Source organism: Skermania piniformis (assembly GCF_019285775.1).
Lineage (GTDB): Bacteria > Actinomycetota > Actinomycetes > Mycobacteriales > Mycobacteriaceae > Skermania > Skermania pinensis.
In genome coordinates this window covers 1,724,576-1,743,686 of the sequence record NZ_CP079105.1, presented here as the reverse complement: position 1 = coordinate 1,743,686, position 19,111 = coordinate 1,724,576, and the positions used below count along the sequence as shown (strand labels likewise).

Here is a 19,111-nt window from a genome sequence, read left to right as displayed (position 1 = left end):
AACCGCGCGATCGGAGTGCGAAGAGAATAGCATTCTCACTATTGGAAGTCACTATTCCAACAAACCTGCCACGACCGCCTCGGCGGGGTTACTGCTACATGCCATTCTCCGGTAGGGTGCATCCATGTTCTCTTCCACCACCGGGGAATCGAGGTGACCGTGACCAGCCCGAGCGAGGAGCCGGCGTGGAAGCAGCGCGCTGTCGAACGGTCGCTGCGCTCAGCGAAGTTGCGCGCAGAAGAACGGGTGCAACGATTCCTCGACGCTGCGCAAGCCATCATCACGGAGAAGGGGACGACCGACTTCACGGTGCAGGAGGTCGTGGACCGCTCGCGGCAGTCGTTGCGCAGCTTCTACCTCCAGTTCGACGGTAAGCACGAGCTGCTGCTCGCGCTGTTCGAAGATGCGTTGGCACGCACCGCCGAACAACTCCACGCTGCAGCCGGCGGGCAGACCGACCCGATGGACAAACTTCAGGTCACCGTGGAGCTGTTGTTCGAGTTGTGCCGGCCGGATCCGGCCGCCCAGCGCCCGCTGTTCACCGACTTCGCGCCACAATTGCTGGTATCGCACCCGGCGCAGGTGAAGGTTGCCCACGCGCCGATGTTGGCGCTGTTCACCGAACTGATGGAGCTGGCCGTGGCGGCCGGGGAGCTCAGCGCCGAGATCAACGCCCGGCGCGCGGCAGCGATGGTGATGCAGACCGTCATGTTCACCGCTCAGTCGGCCGGCGCGACCGACGAGGAGACCCAGCACCCGATCAGCGCGGCCGAGGTCTGGCGGTTCTGCGCCTACGGATTCGCTCGCACCTGACCGGCAAAGTTCTCGTCCGACGCGGCTCGCACCAGGTGGCCGGCGGCACGATAGGGATCGATCCCGCCGCGGGCGACCGCGTCGGCCAGCTCGTCCAAGGCCGGGTGCGCGCGGAGCCGGGTTTGTGCCAGCGACAGGATCTGTGACCGGGCGCGCGCGGTCCGGCGATCCCCGGTATCCGACCGCTGGTGCGCATCGATCGCCGCCACCAGCTCGTCGACCCGCTCGCCACGGGAGGCGATCAGGGTGAGGATCGGCACGCTCGACTCGGCCCGGAGCTCCCGCACCGTCTGGTCGGCCCCGTCCCGGTCGGCTTTGTTCACCACCAGAAGGTCGGCCACTTCGAGCAGGCCGGCCTTGGCCGCCTGTACCGCGTCACCGGCGCCGGGATTCAGGATCACCAGGATCGGATCGGCGACCGCGGCGATCTCGATCTCCGATTGGCCGACGCCCACGGTTTCCAGCACCACCAGCTCGTAATCGAGCGCCGCGAGCAAGCCGACGGCCGCCGGCACGGCCTCGGCAAGCCCACCGACGTGTCCCCGCGCAGCAACAGATCGGATCAGCACCCCGGGATCGTCGATATGCTGCGCCATCCGAATCCGGTCGCCCAGCAACGCGCCCCCGCTGTACGGCGAGGACGGGTCGACGGCGAGCACCGCGACCCGCAGACCCCGCGCTCGATAGGCGGCTACCAGCACGGCGATCGTGCTGGACTTGCCGGCACCGGGTGGGCCGGTGATGCCGATGACGCGAGTGCGGGCGGCGCCCACCAGCGCCTGCACCTCGCTCCGCCGATCGCTTTCGACCAGGCTCAGCAGTTTGCCCACCGCGCGGATCGAACCGGCCCGAGCACCGGCCAACAACTCGGCGACGTCCGGTCCGGCAGAGCGGACGTCGTCGCGCGTCACCGGAACCTCATCCGGCCGGCACCTCGACCACCGTCGCCGAACCCATGCCACCGCCGGCGCAGAGCGCAGCGACACCGAACCCGCCGCCACGCCGGCGCAGCTCGTGCACCAGGGTGACGATCATCCGGGCACCGGTTGCCGCCACCGGGTGGCCGAGCGAACAGCCGCTGCCGCTGTAGTTGACGATCTCCGGGTTCAGATCGAGCGCGCGGATCGCCGCCAGCGGTACCGACGCGAACGCTTCGTTGATCTCGATCAGCCGCAGCTCGTCGAGCGAGATACCGGCCCGACGCACCGCCTTGGTGATCGCCTCGATCGGCGCAAGCCCGGTGAACGCCGGATCGACGCCGACCGATGCCCAGGAACGGATATAGCCCAGCGCCGGCAGACCGGTCGCATCGGCGGCTACGGCCAGTGCAGCGGCACCGTCGTTCATTCCGGACGCGTTGCCCGCCGTGATCGAGAAGCCGTCGATCTCCGGATGCAACGGCTTCAGCCCGGCCAACCGCTCGACGCTGGTGTCCCGGCGCGGGTGTTCGTCGGTGTCGAACACCCCATGCGGGGTGGTTACCGGGATCACTTCGGCGGCGAACCGGCCCTCGTCGATCGCCGCGATCGCGTTGCGGTGCGACCGCACCGCCCACGCGTCCATCTCGTCTCGGCTGATTCCGGCCTTCACGGCCGTGTTCCAACCGACCGTGATGGACATGTCCATGGCCGGGGCGTCCGGCCGATCCGGATGGGTCGGCGACACCCAGGGATCGATCCACTCGTCGGCGCCGACCCGGAACCGCGCCCGGGGTGCGGTGGATTCGCTGTTCACTCCCCCGGCAATCACCAATTCGGCCATACCGGCTCGGATGTTCGCAGCCGCGGACTGCACCGCAGCCATGCCCGCGGCGCAGTGCCGGTTCTGCGCGAGGCCCGGCACGGTGGTCAAGCCGGCCGTGATCGCCGCATGGCGGGCGAGCACCCCACCGCCGTAGCGGCCCTCGCCGAGGATGACATCGTCGATCTCCGCGAGCTCGGCGCCGGCAGTCGCCAAACGCTGGGCCGAGGCGCCGACCACATCGTGCGCAAGATCGAATGCCGTCGTATCACGTAACGACCCTTTGCGGGCCGTGCCGATCGGCGTGCGGACGGCAGCGACGATGATCGCTTCGGGCATGAGAGACCTCCTCGATCGAATTCGATCGTGGCCAATTCGAATTATGTGCGAGAATATTATTCTCGCAGACTGAGAGCAACGGTAACAAGGAGGGTCTCGGTGCACATCAGCGGAAGCTCCGCGCTTGTCGTGGGCGGTACCGGCGGGCTGGGCGAGGCCACCGTGCGGCGGCTGCACGCCGCCGGCGCACAGGTCGTGGTCGCCGACGTCGCCGACGACAAGGGCAAGGACCTCGCCGACGAACTCGGCATCCACTACGTGCACACCGACGCCACCGACGAGGACTCGGTACGCGCGGCCGTGGCCATCGCGGCCGAGCTTGCGCCACTGCGTATCTCGGTCGACACCCATGGCGGGCCGGCGACCGGCGGGCGGCTGATCGGCAAGGACGGCTCGCCACTGGAGCTGGCCGGATTTCGTACCACGATCGAGTTCTATCTCACCGCCGTGTTCAACGTGCTGCGGCTGTCGGCCGAGGCGATCGCGAAGAGCGAACCGCTCGACGAAGGCGGGCGCGGGGTGATCGTGAACACCGCCTCGATCGCCGCTTTCGAGGGACAGATCGGCCAACTCCCCTACGCCGCCGCAAAGGGTGGCGTCGCTGCGATGACCCTCGTCGCCGCCCGTGATCTGTCCCCGCTCGGCATCCGGGTGGTGACCATCGCGCCCGGCACCGTCAACACCCCCGCCTATGGCCAGGCCGCGGACAAGTTGGAGCAGTACTGGGGTCCCCAGGTGCCGTTCCCCAAGCGGATGGGCCGTTCCGACGAGTACGCCCAGCTCGCCACCGCGATCGTGGAGAACGACTACCTCAACGGCGAGGTCATCCGACTCGACGGTGCGTTGCGCTTCCCCCCACGCTGAGGTCGGGGGGGAGCCGGTCGGGAACTGCAGACGCGTTCAGTCCTCTTTTCGAGCGACGACCCGATAGGTGTTGCCGACTCGCGCTCGGGCGATCAACGGTGCGAGCAGCAGGTCGGTCAGGCCGGCTGCGAGAAGGAAGGGCATACCCAGCGTCCACACGAGTGTGCGCCGGAACCGCGCGGCAGCAAGCCAACGCCTCGGCCGCCAAGGTAGGTCGGTCGGCGGCGCGAGCCGGTCCAGGAACAGATATACGACGAAGAACAGATCGACCGGCTGATGCGCCGCACCACGATGCCATGTCAGAGGGACAAACCCGCACTCGGCAAGCATCGAGCCGAGCTTCGCTGCCGGCAGAAGGTGGAGATGCTGCGGCTGGAACCAGGGGAGCCAGTAGCTGCGTAACACGCGGCCGAGGACGAAATCCGGATCCGGAACTTCGATCAGCAGGTATCCCCCGGGTTCGAGCGCGGTCCGGGCAGCCCCGATCTCAGCCCGCGGATCCGTGGTGTGCTCGAGATAGTGGCTCATGCTGACCGCGTCGTATCGACCGGCGAACGTCGACGCCAGGTCGGCGAACAAACCACGGTAGGCGGTGTCCACCCAACCACGGCGCTTCGCCTCGTCGATGCTTTCGCTGAGGTCCAGTCCGTCGAACCGAGTGTCCGGGAACTCGTCGCGCGCAGCGATGCAGAAATGACCGTGGCCGGCGCCGACATCGAGCCAGCGGGCCGGCATCGTGTGGTGTTTCACCATCCGAGCCCGATCTCGATAGGATCGGACGGCGGCGGAAAAAACCAACTCCATATCGGATTCGCCCAGCCCGTCGTAGAAATCTCGGTAGTAGTAGTCCAGGCCGGCGACGGACAGGCGGGGGTTCTGGAAGATGTGACGACACGACTGGCAACGCTCCAGGGTGAACCGGCCGGGCTTGTGCTTGATCCGATCGGGGCTACGCAGGTGCAGTACCGGATCTGGCGCGTCGCACATCGGGCAGGTCGATCGGCGCGGCTCGAAGAGCTGTTCGGTCGGCGTCGGATGTTTACCGAGTTGTCTTCTGCGACGGGCGAAGACGGCGCCGAAGGCGAGCAGCAACTCGGTCGGAAACCGCAGCAGGCTGGAGACCAGCAAACGCCGCGGGCGCAGGTGTGTACCGGCGAATACGAGCAGCGGCTGCAGATGCCAGGCAGCAATTGCCGCCAGGCCGGCGATCGGGGCAAGCCAGGTGCCGACCCCGACGACGATCCCGAGCACCGGCAGTGCGCCGATCGCCGGGGCGGTCGCCGGACCGAGCATCGTGCGCAGAACATCGAAACGCTGGTCGATCTTCCCGGGTCGGGCCGGGGTACCGGGGGCGATCGCCAGACCGGCCTTACCGTAGGGCTTGAGCCGCACTGCCAACCTGGCGAACTCGAGGTCGTCGGCGGGAACCGTGATCGCCGTCCGTTCGACAACGTCGGCGGTGATGAGTATCGCGTGGCCGACGGTGTATCCGGGGCGTAGCCGGTCGGCACCGTAGGTCGACGGATCGACCAGCTGTACCAGGGTCATCGCGTGGTTCAGCGAGATGCCCGCCGGGACCAGGTCGAGCAGGTCGAGTCCACGCTCGCCGGCAAACGCCGCAGCCGACCGCTCGGTCGCCTGGTCGACGGTGATCCCGGGCGCGGTGACCATCTCGTAGGTCGGCAGCATCTCCGCGGTCTCGGCCGGCCCGAGTACGTCCAGCGCGCCGGCCCGGCGCCGCAACCGAAGCGCATCGAGCACGAACAGCACCGCAAGGACGGACAGCAGATAAGTCATAGCGCCTCCAGCGCAGAAGCCGCAGCGGCTGCGCCACCGGCGTCGGCGAAGGAGCTGCGGACACGGTGTGCAGCGGCCCGGAACGCGGGTTCGGTGAGCACCCGATCGACAGCCGTGGCGAGCCCGTCCGGCTGTACCCGACCGAACTTCACCCGGATGCCGGCACCCGCGGCAATCACCTGATCGGCGATGAACGGCTGATCGTCCTTGATCGGCGCGAGGACCAGCGGTATCCCGTGCGCGAGCGCCTCACACGTCGTGTTGTGCCCGCCGTGGCAGACGACCGCGTCGACCCGGGGCAGCAACGCGAGTTGTGGCACGTGCGGCCGCACGATGAAATTCTTCGGCGCCGCGACGTCGCCGACGAGCACAACCTGGACTCGGCGAATCGCAGCGGTGACGACCGCGTAGAACCGATCGCAGGCAGCGGTATTCACCGTTCCCATCGACACCAGCACACACGGCCGACGCAACTCGGCGAACGGGAACGAGCTGGTCTCCACCCGACCGCTGCCCGGCACCGCCGAATCGGACCGACCAGACCAGCCGAACGACGGACCGACGAAGCTGAAGTGTCCCGGGTACCGATCCACCGGCCCGATCAGTGCCGGGGTGGAGAAGACCACGACCAGGTGCGGCGACAACTCGCCGCTCGCCGGAAACCCGAGGCCGCTCAGAAGGTTACCGCGCCAACGCTTCACCTGCGGTAGTGTCGCCAACGGATCGATGATGTCGGCCGAGGTCGTCGCGAACGTCGCCCATCGGATTTCACGCTCCCGGGCAACCATCCCGCCGGCCAACGCCTGCTGGTCGACCACGAGGACGTCCGGGGCGAACTCGCGCACCGCAGCATCGACGCCGGGCCGCATCTGGTGCGCCAGCGGCACGAGAAAGTCTTCCCACAGCAGTTTCAGCGCTGCGGCGCCCCGAGCAGTCCGCGCCGCCGCAGCCACCGCACGCGAACGTGCCGGGTCGGTATCCGGCGGTAGCGCGAACAGCAGCGCGTCGGCGGGTAGCAGCGGACGTACCGGATCGGGATGCCCGACCCAGGCAACGCGATGACCGCGCGCTCGGAGAGCAGCCGCCACCGAGATCGTCGGATTGACATGGCCGACGAGGGGCGGTACGACGAACAGGAACTTCATCGCAGAAACTCCACGACTCGGGTGCGCACCGCAGCGGTAGCCTCCCACAGGACCGAATGACCACAGCCTGGATAAGAATGAAAAGTACAGGCAGGCAGTGTTTCTGCGAGCGCTTCGCCGCGGTCGCGCACATCGGAGAACTCGCCGTACAGCGCAAGTGTCGGGCAGACGATGCGGGCCAGTGATTCGGCGGTCAGCGCCGGCGAGGTGCCGAGGTCGGTGACCAGCGACGTCTCGCCGATAAGGGCTCCCGCGATGCGCACCAACCTGTTTCGCTTCCGCTCGCTGTGCCGGCCGAGCCAGTCGGCGAACGACTCGGCGATCTTCGCGTCCCGGGCCGTGCCGCGCAGGGTCAGCGTGGCGCTCATCTGCGCGGCCCAGCCGGCGGTTCCGTCGTGCGCATCGATCAACGCCAGCCGCGTGACCCGGTCGGGATACTTCGCGGCAAACGCGAGCGCGACCAACCCCCCGAAACTGTTGCCGACCAAAGCGACCGGCCGGTCGATCGCGAGCGCGGCGAGCAACGCCGCGAGATCGGAGACCAGGTCGGCGACCGCGTAGCCCGCCGCCGGGCGTTCCGACATGCCATGCCCGCGCAGGTCGTACAACACAACATCGGACGTCGCCGCCACTGGACTGGCGAGTGTGAAGTAGAAGCTGGACAGGTTGTCCATCACCAGCCCGTGCACGAACACGACGGTCTCTTCGCCGTGCCCCAAGCGCTGGACGTGATGGCGGACTCCGTTCGCGATCACGTCAACCATCGAGGTGTCCCACGATCAGCTCGGTGAGCGCATCGCGCGCGTCGAGATGCAGATAGTGTCCGCCCGGCAGTTCGGTATAGCGAGCGTCGGGAATCGCCTCGGCCAGGCGCCGTCCGCCATCGCGACACGGCGACCGATCGCCGTACACGAGGAGAGTCGACGGCGCCAGGTGCGTTAGCTCGTCCGAATCCGGCTCCCGCTCGGCGAGTAGCTCCGCAACCAGCGACGTCTGCGATACCAACCGTTCCAGCGAGCGGACCAACCGTTCGCGGCGCCGGCCCGGGACGCGCAGTTGGACCGGCAGCGCCGCCACCAACCGGGCCGGATCGGTGTTCGCCGCGAACGCGATCGTCTCGGGGATGCTCGACGGCGGCATCGGCGCCTCGACCAGCACCAGCCGACGTAGCCGCGCCGGATGATTCAGGGCGAAACGCAATGCGACCAGAGCGCCCCAGCTGTGCCCGACGAGGTCGACCGGCTCGTCACCGGCAATCGCGGCGAGGTCGGCGGCCATCGCGGACACGCTGTAGTCGCTGCGGGCGAGCTCGCTCATCCCGTGCCCACGCAGGTCGTAGACGCGCACCCGGCGGGTACGCGCAAGCACCGGGGCCGAGGTGAAGTACCACGACGCGGCGCTCCCGATCAGCAAGCCGTGCAACATGACCACCGGCGGCCCCGCCGTTCCAAGATCCTGCACGTGCAGCTGCACACCGTTCGCCGCTACCAGCGGCATGATGCGATCATCTCCACCAGGTCGCCGACGGTCAGGGCGATGATCTCGTCGAGTTCCTTCGTCGAGATCCAGCCGACGAAGTCGACGGCCGAGCCGTAGTGATTCTGCAATTTCTCCGCAAGCGCCACGAATTCGATGCTCTCCAGCTCCAGATCGCCGTTGAACGTGGTTTGCATCGCGATCGGGCCGGTGAACAGGATCTCGTCGCCGGCGACCTCGACGACGAGTCGCTCGACTGTGCGCAAGATCTCCGCTTCACTGTTCATCGGACTGTCCATGCGACAATCTCCTCCCCTTCGCGGCGGCTCGCGATCCAGTACTCACCGATCCGAACCCGCCCACCGTTTCGTGCGGTCACCTCGACGCTTCGAGGATCGCCGAGTCCGTGACCCCTCGCCTTTGCCGCAGCCTCCTTCGCCGCCCACAACCGGGTCAACCACTCGTCGGTGTCGTCGAGACCACCGAGCGCCCGTTCGGCGGCCGAACACACCAAGGCGGCGAACGACTCGCTGCGCGGCTCGATGCGTTCGATGTCGATCCCCACCGCACGATCGGAGACGATCGCCACCGCGACGTCGTCCTTGTGCGCGACGGAGACGTGCACTCCCGCCGGATCGACCACCGGCCGGCCGCTCGCATCGTTGCGCACTTCGATCTCCATCGGGTACAACGGGCCCGCGCCACGAGACCATAGATACTGCCGGACGGCATCTTTGATCGCGATCCGACCCAGCAACCAGCCACGTCGCGCTCGCGGCCCCAGTTCGTCGTGCACCGCGCGCTCGGATTCGCCGAGGTAGCGCCGCAGCATCAGCTCGCGAGACGCAGCCGTACGCCAGTGTTCGCGGACCACGACGTATGCGCCGGCATCGTCGGCAAGCACGTTGCGCTCGGGATGGCGGAAGACATCCCACGCAGCCGCGTCGGTGTCGAACCGCCGGTCGATCCAACCGTCGATCCGCGCCCATACCCGATCCCCGGCGACGAGTTCGAGATTCGCCTGCACCTGACGTTCACCGACCTGCCGGAGCCGCACTCGACAGGCGACGCGCCGGCCGACCTCCGGTTCGGCCGAGAACAGCGAGATGTGCTCGATCGCGACCGGCATCGCGAGGCGATCCTGGGCTCGAGTGTGCATCACCCACCAGCCCAGAAGTTGACCGGCGCAGTCGAGCAACGCACCTGGGGCGGGTAGGACGTCGATCACACCGTCGATGCCATCGTCCCCGATCGGTCCGAGCACACCGACGCCCTGATACCGGGGACCGTGGAACATCCAGCGTTCGTCGTACATCCGGCGTGCATCGAACGGAGCCGGCCGCGCACCGGTCAGCTCCGGGAGTTCGGGTACGGGTGCGGCTGGATACCGATCTGCCAACAGCACCGTGCCACTGGCATGGCCGCGGATCTCCACCCGAATCCGCGTCGAGTCGCCGCGGGCAATGATCTCGACCTCCACCGGCGGCGCGACCGCCAGCCATCGGGCCGCGTGAATGTCCTCTAAACCGATCGGCACCCGACCGGGCGCGTGCCGTTCGGCCGCATCGATCATCATCGCGATCATCATGGTCATCGGAACGACGGGGTAGCGATCCGCCGCCGACGCATCCTGGGGTTGCCGGACGAGGCAATGGTCGCCGAGCGCCGGCTCGGTCTCGACCGACAGCACCCGCGACATGGTCGTCACCGTCGACACCACCCTCGGCCGGCCGGCCCGATACGCTTCGACGACCGCGCGACTCGCGGCGGCGGCTTCGTCCAGCGTCGCAACCAGTTCGGCGAGCACCGGATCGGTGCCGTCCGCGCCCGAAAGACCGGAAGTCGGGCCACCCGAAACCCCGGCGCCGCCCGCCGGATCACGGCGAAACTGCGGCCGGGACACCGACTCCGCCAGGTGCACGAGCGGGACGCCGAGATCCAGCCGGGTACCGCGACCGGGCTGCTCGATCCCCAGGTCGAGGTCCTCGGTGAAACCGTCGACCCACAGGGCACAGGCGACCCGCGAGAGCTGCCGGGGATGTTGCGCCGCAGCTGCGATGGCCAGGAACTCGCGGCCACGCAAGGTGTCGTCGACAAAGCCGGCCAGGCTACCGACGCCGAGCTGGACGAACGCCCGAACACCGTCCGCGTACAACCGCTCGATCAGCTCCCGGAACCGCACCGGGCGCACCAGATGATCGACAGCGAGTACTCGGATCGCGGTCGGGTCGTCCGGGTAAGGGGTACAGGTCGTCGCCGACCACAGTGGCACGCACGGACGTTGCAGGGCGATCGCGGCGATGCGCGCCCGGTGCGGGCCGAGGTAGTCGGTGAACAGTGGCGAGTGAAAACCCGACCGGAACGGCAGTACCTGGGACAGCACACCCCGGCGACCGAGCCGGGTGATCGCGGTCTGCACCGAAGCGGGCACCCCGCACACGATGGTCTGGTGCGGGCAGTTGTCGTGGGTCACCGCAATCGCGTCCAGACCGTCCAGCGCCGGCCTGGCATCCTCGACACCGCAGCCGATCGCCGCAAACCGGACGTCGGGATAGTCCATGCCGGCCGGGATCTCGGCGAGCAACGCGTCGACCGTCGCCGGCGGGACCATCCCGCCGACCGCCATCGCGGTCCACTCACCGATGCTGTGGCCGGCCAACAGATCGGGGCTCGCTCCGAGCGCGGTCACGATCTGTGCAAGTGCCCGGCCGAGAGCGAATACCCCGTGTCCGCGCACCTCTATCTCGCCGACCTCGGAGACCCCCGTCGTGTTCGCTCGCGCAACAGCGGCCGCCGCGTCGGGGGCGAGGTCGAGACCGTCCAGGTTCGCCGCAAACGTGGCCTCGACGCCCGGGAAGACGTAGGCGAGTTTACCGCCGAGGGCGCCGAGCCCAGCCGGTGTGAACCAGATGTCCTTGGTGCCGCGCCAGCCGAGACCACGCTCTACAACTTTGTGCGCCAGTTTGATCCGGTCCGACGTCGGATCCAGCAGAGCCAGCCGGAACGGCCCGGCGGCCGATCGCCAGGGCGCCTCGATGGCGGCGTGCAGATCCTCGATCGAGCGTGCTGATACCGCCAATCCGGTCGGACGACGTCGGACTCGCGACGCCACGGTCGTCGCGGGATGCGCTTCCAGCACTACATGCGCGTTGATCCCACCAAACCCGAACGCACTCACGCCCGCGCGTCGTATCCCCGACCAGGGTTCGGCTACGGCCGGGACCCGGAATCGTGCCGCTGCGAGCGCGTCACTCGGCTCTTCGCAGTGCAGGCTCGGCGGCACGAGACCGTGGTGGATCGCGAGTGCGGTCTTGATCAGACCCGCGATACCGGCAGCGGGCATCGCATGACCGATCATCGACTTCACCGAACCGAGCGGCCGAACCGGCGCCGACGCCGCTGAACCGAAGAATCGGCCGAGCACGGCGAGTTCGACCTCGTCCCCGGCCGGAGTGGCTGTCCCGTGCCCCTCCACCATCGAGACCGTCGCGGGATCACAGTCGGCGGCGGCCCACGCAGCGGTGAGCGCAGCGAGCTGGCCGTCCACGCGCGGGCGCATCGCAGCCGACTCGCGGCCGTCGCTGGACACGCCGGCGCCGCGAATCACCGCATAGATGCGGTCGCCGGCGCGCTCGGCATCGGCGAGACGCTTCAGCGTGATCACCCCGGCTCCCTCGCCGATCACGATTCCGTCCGCGCGGCGATCGAACGGACGAATCGCCGAACTCCTGCTCAGGGCACCGAGTTCGGCGAAAACCGTCCACAGCGTGACGTCGTGGCAGAGGTGGATCCCGCCGGCGAGCATCGCGTCGCAGCGGTGTTCGGTCAGTTCCCGGGCGGCCTGGTCGATCGCGAGCAGGCTGGAAGCACACGCGGCGTCGATCGTGTAGGCCGGCCCGCGGAGGTCGAGTCGGTTGGCGATCCGCGACGCGGCCAGGTTGGGCACCAGACCGATCGGGTCCGTACCGGCTTGCGACCGCGATCCGAACGCAGCGACCACCGCATCGATCGTCGCGGCATCCAGGCCGAGCTCGGCCAAGGTCGTCGCGAGTTGCACCGGAGCGCGCACCCGGTCGACCAGGCGTGCGATGCCCGGGGTGTGGTAGGCACCGCGACCGAGAACGATCCCGGTCCGGTTCCGAGCGACCGGACCGACGGTATCGTCAAGCGCCGCGGCAGCCACCGACAGGCCCAGCAGCTGGTCCGGCTCGGCACTCGCCGCGGCGACCGGCATGATGCCGAACCCGACCGGATCGACGGTCGGCGCGACGAAGCCGCCTCGCGTGGTCTCGAACAGGTCCCGGAATGCGGTGTCCATCCGGTCCGGCGGGATCGCGGTGACGGCGTCGACCCCGCCGACGAGATTCGACCAGTACGCGTCGAGATCGGGTGCGCCGGGGAATACCGCAGCCATCCCGACCACCGCGACCGGCTCAGACATCGGTGGCGGACCCGACGAACAACCGCGGATCGGCAGCACTGAGGATCACCTGGGCGTCGTCGCCGGTGGCCAACTCCGCAAGCAGTGCCTCAACGCCGAGTACCGGATCGATGAGATCGATTCCGCGCCGCGCGTACTCCCCCGCCAGCCCGGCTGCCATCCCGATGTCGCCCCAGGGTCCCCAATCGATCGAGACGACCCGGCCCGATATCCGCCGCTGCAACGACCACGCGAGCTTGTCGAGCACATCGCCGGCCGCCGCATAGTCGGATTGGCCCCGATTGCCGAGCACGCCGGAGATACTGGAGAAGAACACGACCACGTCGACGTCGTCGCGGAGCCGCTCGACGAGCGTTCGGACACCGACGACCTTGGTGGCGAACACCCGCTCGAACGACTCACCGGTCTTGTGCCGAATCAGTTTGTCCTCCAACACGCCCGCGCCGTGGATCACGCCGGCGATCCGGCCGTGGATCGCATAGAGCTCGTCGATCAGGTCGCCGAACTCGGCCGAGCGGACGTCGGCGACCCGGTAGGACCCGAGTTCCCCGAGCGCGGCGAGGGTCGCCCGAATCTCCCGGTCGGCGAGCACGCGGCGGCAGCGCGCCTCGATCTCGGCCGGGGCGGCCACATCGGCGGCGAGCAGCGACCGCAGCGACCGCGCGTCGACCGCACCTGCCAGCGCCGGATCCTCGTCGGCTGGGATGGGCGACCGACCGATCAGTTCGATCCGGCAGCCGTAGCGCTCGGCGATCGCGATCGCCGCCTTCGCCGTGATACCGCGCGCCCCGCCGGTGACGAGTACTACCGATTCCGCGTCGAGCGGGAATGGCCGATCGACCGTCGGGAGCGCGGCCGCGACGATCTCCGGCCGCACCCGGTTGCCGCCGACGTAGCCCACCTCGACGGTGCGGTCGGCGACGCGCAGCTCGGTGCGCAACGTGGTCGCCGTATCACACTCGGACTCGAGGTGTACGGCCCGCGCAGTGATCCCGGGCCATTCCAGCGCCAGAGTCCGGATCAGCCCGGCGGGGCCGCCGGTACCTTCGGCCCGACCGAGGTCATCGCTCGTCGTCGCGACCAGGATCTTCTGCGCACCACCGAGTGCAGCCTCACGGATCCGCTCGAACCGGCCACGCATCGCAACCACGTCGTGGCCGGGGGTCAGGTCGACAAACGTATCGACATCGCCGATCGGTGTACCGGGCGCCACCTGCTGCACGTCCGCGCCGTCTGCGCGCAGCATGTCGGCGAGCTCGCGACCGGCCGGTCCGTCGGCACAGATCGCGATCTGCGTGCCCGCGCGATCGCCATCCACCAGCGGTGCCGGTACCACCTCCAGCCGGTAGCGCCCGACCGGTGCGGACACCGACACCGCGGGCACCGACACCGCAGGCGCCTGCGTATCCGCCGGCCGTCCGGCCATTCGATCGGTCGACCAGGCGACGAGCTCGCCGAGGGTCTTGCGCGTCGCAAGTTCCTCGACCACCGCATCCTGATCGACCACCGCCTCCTGATCGCGGCCCCCGTTGTCGATCCGCGATCCCAACCGCTGCGCGAGTACACCGACGATCTCGATCCGTTTGATCGAATCGATACCCAGATCCGCCTCCAGATCGAGGTCGACGCCGAGCGTCTCGATCGGATAGCCGGTGCGCTCACCGACGATCGAGAGCACCAACTGCAGCGGATCGGTCACCACAGGCGGCTGCGGCGCCGGTAACCCGGCTTCGACCGCCCGGGGTGACGGCGCGAGTGGGTCACTCGTTGGTTCCGGGGCGGGGTGCGGAGCCCCGCTACCGAGGTAGGCGAGCAGCACGTCACGTTGCGTGGCGATCATCGAGCGCATGTTGCGGAGGTACTCGACGACCACCTCCGCCGGATCGGCGGTGGTCGGGGCCGCGGCCACCGGGATCACCGGTTTCGGTGGCTCGGCAGTTGCCGGCCGCGCGCGCTGGCCGTTTACCAGCCAGGCCGTCGGACGTGCCGTGCCGTGCCGTGCGTCGGACCGGTGCGCGGTATCCAGGAGGACCGCGTCGCGATCCCAGAACAGCGGTGCCGGATCGACCGGAACTCCGGCGCCGGCCAGCCGAGCCAATGCCGGCAGCAAGCCATCCTCCACCGCCACCGCGAGATGGGGTCGATCTCCGAGGATCTCGCGCGTGAGCCGGCTGAGCACCCGGCCCGGCCCGGTCTCGACGAAGATCCGGGCACCGGCGGCATACATCGCCTCGATCTGCTCGGCGAACCGCACCGGCTGCGTTATCTGTGCGGCAAGTGCGTCGCGAATCGTGTCCGGCCGATGCGGTGCGGCAGTGACGTTCGACCACACTGGGATACGGGGCGGGTGCACCGGTACCGACGCAAGACGTTCGGCGAATGCCGCGCCCGCCCGCGCGACGAGCGGGCTGTGGAACGCGCACCCGACGTCGATCCGTCTGGTGGCGAAACCTGCAGCGGCGATCTGCGCGAGGGATGCGTCGATCGCCGCCCGGGTGCCCGCGATCACGCACTCACTCGGCGAGTTGTGGTTGGCGACCACCACATCACCGGTCAACAGCGGCGCGGTTACGGTCGCCGACGCCTTGACCGCAACCATCACCCCCGGCTCGGCAGCCGCTGCGATACAGTCACCGCGCGCAGCACTGACCTCGACCAGATCAGCCTCGGTGAACACGCCGGCAACGCCGAGTGCGGCGAGCTCACCATAGCTGTGGCCACCGACCATGTCGGGCCGCACACCGAACAACTGCAGCAACTCGGCTACCGCGGAGTCGACGACCCCGAGTGCCGGCTGGGCCACCCGGGTATCGGTGAGAGCGGCGCGCTGCGCGGCCCGTGTCTCGGCAGTGAACGCCTGCGGCGGATAGATCTTCGGTAGCCAGGCAGCCCCGAACTCGAGCCATCGATGCAGCAGCGGGAACCTGAGGAACAAGTCGGCGAGCATCCCCGGCCGCTGGCTGCCCTGCCCCGGGCACAGGAATGCGATAGCTCCGCCCAGCTCGGCGTCGGCCGGCTTCGCCGCCGCTTCCCGGACCTCGTCGAGCGAGCCCGCCACGACGGCCAGCTGCACCGGTCCGGGATCTGCGGCTGCAGTCCGGGCGAGATCACGCAGCCGCGGCCGATCCGCCAGGAGTTGCTCGATCCGGGCGAGCGCAGTCGCGCGATCCCGGCCTCGGGCCAGGACGAGCTCGGTGGGCCATCGATCGGCTGTCCGCGCCGGGGCGTACGAGCGCAGCACCGCGTGGAAGTTGGCCCCGCCGAAGCCGAATGCGCTCACCGCGGCGACCCGGGTGGCCGCGGTCCAGGGCCGGGCACTATCGAGAAACGCGAAGGGGCTGGTCCCCGGTTGCCACTCGTCGATCGGCTGGTCCAGGTTCGCGGTCGGCGGCAACACGCCATGGTGGATCGCGAGCGTCGCCTTGATCAGACCGGCTATGCCGGCCGCGCACTTGGTGTGCCCGATCTGAGACTTGACCGAACCGAGCACACATCCGCCCGACGCCGCCCCCGCCTGCTGGTACACCTCGGTCAACGCCGCCAGTTCAGTCCGGTCGCCGATGACCGTACCGGTGCCGTGCGCCTCGACCAGTCCGACGGCAGCCGGCGAGATTCCGGCCTGCCGATACGCGCGGTCGAGCGCGCGCATCTGGCCTGCTTTGCCGGGCGCAGTGAGGCCCAGTCCCTTGCCGTCACTCGTCCCAGCGATCGCCTTGATCACAGCGTAGATCCGATCGCCGTCTCGCTCGGCGTCAGCAAGGCGTTTGAGAACCACGCAGCCGACACCCTCACCGAGGACCGTGCCGTCGGCTTTCGCATCGAAGGTGTGGCATCTGCCGGTCGGGGACAGCGCCTGCACGCTGGCAAACATCAGATAGTCGTTGATGCTGTTGTGCAGATCAGCGCCGCCACATAACACCATGTCGGCGGATCCGGTGGCGAGTTCCTTGGCGGCGATGTCGAGCGCGGCCAGCGAGGCAGCGCACGCTGCGTCGACGGTGTAACTCACCCCGCCGAGATCAAGCCGATTCGCGATCCGCCCGGCCACCACGTTGGCGAGCACGCCGGCGAACGAATCTTCCGACAGCGCCGGGAGTGCGTCGTCGAGTTCCGACGAAAGCCGACCGACCCAGTGCGGGAACATCGCGCGGAAGTTGTATGCACTCGACAGGTCGGTGCCAGCTTCGGCGCCGAAGATCACCGCGGTGCGGGACCGGTCGAACTCGCGCTCGCCGTACCCGGCGTCGTCGAGGGCCCGCCGCGCGGTCTCCAGCGCGAGCAGCTGGACCGGCTCGATGGCGGTGAGTGACCTGGGCGGAATTCCGTACTCGAGCGGATCGAACGGCACCTCGTCGAGAAATCCGCCCCACTTGCTCGGCGTCTTTCGGCCGTCGGTGGCGGCCGGATCGTAGAAGGTCTCGACGCTCCACCGCTCGGGCGGAACCTCACGCACCGCGTCGGTACCGGCGACAATGTTGGCCCAGAACGTTTCGGTGTCAGCCGCACCGGGATAGATCGCCGCGACGCCGACCACTGCGATGTCGTCCGGCCGATCGAGATTCGTTGTGCGCCGGTCTTCCTCGTCGAGGTCCGATCTGACGAGAGCAGTTCCGCGAACGCTGACGTCGTCGTGCAATTCGGCGATCGAGCAGGTCGCCTCGTGCAGCGCCGCGACCTGCCCGATCATGTACATGGCGTCACGCCGCTGAACTTCCGGCGGCACTCGGACGATCGCCGGCCCGTCCCGCCGAAGCCCTTTGGCCGCGATTCGCAGACGGCCGAGGTTCAGCTGCTCGAGTTCTGCCCATGCTTTTTTCGGTGCCACCTCGAGTTCGGCGAGGCGCTGCGCCTGCTGCTCGAACGTCCGGACATAGGCCGTGTCGGCGCAGCGGGTGGCGTGTCCCGGCGACGTCTCCAGCAGAGCCGTGTGATCGCAGGCCAGGGCCACTTCCTGGAAGCCCGGCTCGATCGCCCCGGCCGCAACCGCTTCCGTAGTGAACAGGTATGCGGTGCCCAGCAAGACGCCAACCCGTACTCCCCGGGCGGCAAGCGGGGCCGCCAGCACGGCGACCATGGCGGCCGAACGCGCATCGTGGATACCCCCGGCGAACAACACGCTCAGCTCGTCCGGCCTGGGATGGTTCAGCAATCGCTCGATCTGCAACTCCCACAAGGCGAAGCTGGTGCGCGGCCCGACGTGCCCGCCGCACTCGCTGCCCTCGAAAACGAAGCGACGCGCGCCGTCCCGCAGGAACATGTCGAGCAACCCGGGCGAGGGAGCGTGCAGATAGGCCGGAATGCCGTGCGCCTCGAGTGGTCGCGTCTGCGCCGGAAGCCCGCCGGCGATCAGCGCCACCGACGGAGCGAAGTCCGTGATGACGGCAAGTTGCGCATCCCGGACGTCCGGTGGCACGAACCCGAGGATTCCGACACCCCACGGTCGGTCGCCGAGCAGTGCCGTCGTCTCGGTCAGCAGTGCCCGTACCTCCGCTCCGTCCATCAGGCTGAGTGCGAGGAACGGCAGCCCCCCGGCCATGGCGACCGCCTGGGCAAAGCGCGCCCGATCCGACACTCGCGACATCGGTCCCTGCGCGATCGGGTACCGCAGGCCGTGTGCGGCGGCGAACGGCGCGTCCGGAGCGAGCGGCCGGTGCCGGGCCGCCAGCAGCCGGTGCCCGGCGATCGCAGAATGCAATTGCGCCACTGCGGCCGCGACCGAACCGAACCGCGCAAATCGATGGGCGAACGCGCCGTCCTGGCCGATCGGCACCGTCGCCGGTGACTCCACCGAACCGGGGCGGTCCAGGACCCGATGACCATCGACGATCTTCGTCTCGCTGCCGTCCATCGCCCGAACTGCGGATCGAATCGATTCCGGCAGAGAAGATTCGGGCAGCAGGGCGAGCTGGCTGTCGAGCACGACGCCGGCCGCACCACCGGCGACACATGCGGCCGCGGTGTGCTCGCCGATTCCACCCTGCGCCCAGACCCCGACACCGCCGGGAGCAGCATCGAAAATTGCGATCAGCCGCTGCACCAGTACGAAAGTCGTCTCGTCGCCGACCCGGCCACCCGCCTCGCAACCTTTCGCTATCACCCCAGATGCGCCCGCCGCCACTGCGGCCCTTGCCTCGTCGACCGAGGTCACCTGGACCAGCACCCGGCGCGGCAGGTAGCGCGAGACGTCCTCGGGCCGAGTGACGATCACCGAACTCACGTTGGCCGGCAGATCGATCGGCTCGCGCACCAGCGCGCCGAACGTATCGACCGAGCGGGCCGCGGCAGCGAGCGCGCGCTCGGCTACGACCCGATCGTGCCCGCAGTCGAGCACCGCTGAGATCCCGGCCCGACCGGCCGCGACTACGATGCCGACATCAGGTCGCTCGAACGGGGTCAGAACGATAACCTCGTCCGATTCCGCTGCGCGCCGGTCGGCGATATTCACTCGGGCAGAATATAGATCAAGCTCTTTGGTGCATAGCCATATCCGGCTGAA

11 protein-coding genes are annotated in these 19,111 nt (G+C 68.7%); 2 read left to right on the top strand and 9 right to left on the bottom strand.

Features of this window, described 5'->3' with window-relative positions:
* The first annotated feature begins 159 nt into the window (after positions 1-159).
* Positions 160-813 carry a TetR/AcrR family transcriptional regulator gene (locus tag KV203_RS08065; RefSeq protein ID WP_066471825.1) on the top strand — a complete coding sequence of 218 codons (654 nt, stop codon included), beginning with the start codon at positions 160-162 and terminating at the stop codon, positions 811-813.
* Here the strand turns inward: KV203_RS08065 and KV203_RS08060 are convergent.
* Together KV203_RS08060 and KV203_RS08055 are read right to left on the bottom strand one after the other, a co-directional pair.
* Positions 792-1,724, bottom strand: coding sequence for an ArgK/MeaB family GTPase (locus tag KV203_RS08060; protein WP_066471545.1), 933 nt, complete (start codon positions 1,722-1,724; stop codon positions 792-794). The two genes, KV203_RS08065 and KV203_RS08060, sit on opposite strands and share 22 nt — an antisense overlap.
* 7 nt (positions 1,725-1,731) lie before the next feature.
* Positions 1,732-2,892, bottom strand: coding sequence for a thiolase family protein (locus KV203_RS08055; protein ID WP_066471547.1), 1,161 nt, complete (start codon positions 2,890-2,892; stop codon positions 1,732-1,734).
* 99 nt (positions 2,893-2,991) lie between these two features.
* Between KV203_RS08055 and KV203_RS08050 the strand changes: the two genes are divergently transcribed.
* The gene (locus KV203_RS08050) at positions 2,992-3,756 is read left to right on the top strand and encodes an SDR family NAD(P)-dependent oxidoreductase (protein ID WP_066471550.1); all 765 of its coding nucleotides are present in this window, start codon (positions 2,992-2,994) and stop codon (positions 3,754-3,756) included.
* Between the two features lie 36 nt (positions 3,757-3,792).
* Here KV203_RS08050 and KV203_RS08045 read toward each other — a convergent pair whose 3' ends face one another.
* From KV203_RS08045 to KV203_RS08015, 7 genes are read right to left on the bottom strand one after another with little or no spacing between them, the layout of a single operon-like run.
* Positions 3,793-5,553, bottom strand: coding sequence for a class I SAM-dependent methyltransferase (locus tag KV203_RS08045; RefSeq protein ID WP_066471552.1), 1,761 nt, complete (start codon positions 5,551-5,553; stop codon positions 3,793-3,795).
* Positions 5,550-6,698, bottom strand: coding sequence for a glycosyltransferase (locus KV203_RS08040; protein ID WP_066471555.1), 1,149 nt, complete (start codon positions 6,696-6,698; stop codon positions 5,550-5,552). The genes KV203_RS08045 and KV203_RS08040 overlap by 4 nt, the downstream gene beginning before the upstream one ends.
* A complete protein-coding gene (locus tag KV203_RS08035; RefSeq protein WP_083530126.1) occupies positions 6,695-7,462 on the bottom strand; it encodes an alpha/beta fold hydrolase in 768 nt (255 codons plus the stop codon). The genes KV203_RS08040 and KV203_RS08035 overlap by 4 nt, the downstream gene beginning before the upstream one ends.
* Positions 7,455-8,195, bottom strand: coding sequence for an alpha/beta fold hydrolase (locus KV203_RS08030; protein ID WP_066471557.1), 741 nt, complete (start codon positions 8,193-8,195; stop codon positions 7,455-7,457). The genes KV203_RS08035 and KV203_RS08030 overlap by 8 nt, the downstream gene beginning before the upstream one ends.
* Complete coding sequence (locus KV203_RS08025; protein WP_083530127.1) at positions 8,183-8,461, bottom strand: hypothetical protein; 279 nt, start codon at positions 8,459-8,461, stop codon at positions 8,183-8,185. The genes KV203_RS08030 and KV203_RS08025 overlap by 13 nt, the downstream gene beginning before the upstream one ends.
* Entirely contained in the window at positions 8,458-12,615 is a 4,158-nt protein-coding gene (locus KV203_RS08020) for a type I polyketide synthase (protein ID WP_066471827.1), read from the bottom strand. The genes KV203_RS08025 and KV203_RS08020 overlap by 4 nt, the downstream gene beginning before the upstream one ends.
* On the bottom strand, positions 12,608-19,060 hold the full coding sequence (locus KV203_RS08015; RefSeq protein ID WP_066471561.1) for a type I polyketide synthase: 6,453 nt from the start codon (positions 19,058-19,060) through the stop codon (positions 12,608-12,610). Before KV203_RS08015 ends, KV203_RS08020 begins: the two co-directional genes overlap by 8 nt.
* Positions 19,061-19,111 lie beyond the last annotated feature (51 nt).

What these genes read in the sequence shown, in the direction of transcription:
- KV203_RS08055 (WP_066471547.1), bottom strand. Translation starts at nt 2,892, where the DNA reads ATGCCCGAAGCGATCATCGTCGCTGCCGTCCGCACGCCGATCGGCACG.
- KV203_RS08045 (WP_066471552.1), bottom strand. Translation starts at nt 5,553, where the DNA reads ATGACTTATCTGCTGTCCGTCCTTGCGGTGCTGTTCGTGCTCGATGCG.
- KV203_RS08040 (WP_066471555.1), bottom strand. Translation starts at nt 6,698, where the DNA reads ATGAAGTTCCTGTTCGTCGTACCGCCCCTCGTCGGCCATGTCAATCCG.
- KV203_RS08035 (WP_083530126.1), bottom strand. Translation starts at nt 7,462, where the DNA reads ATGGTTGACGTGATCGCGAACGGAGTCCGCCATCACGTCCAGCGCTTG.
- KV203_RS08030 (WP_066471557.1), bottom strand. Translation starts at nt 8,195, where the DNA reads ATGCCGCTGGTAGCGGCGAACGGTGTGCAGCTGCACGTGCAGGATCTT.
- KV203_RS08025 (WP_083530127.1), bottom strand. Translation starts at nt 8,461, where the DNA reads ATGAACAGTGAAGCGGAGATCTTGCGCACAGTCGAGCGACTCGTCGTC.
- KV203_RS08020 (WP_066471827.1), bottom strand. Translation starts at nt 12,615, where the DNA reads ATGTCTGAGCCGGTCGCGGTGGTCGGGATGGCTGCGGTATTCCCCGGC.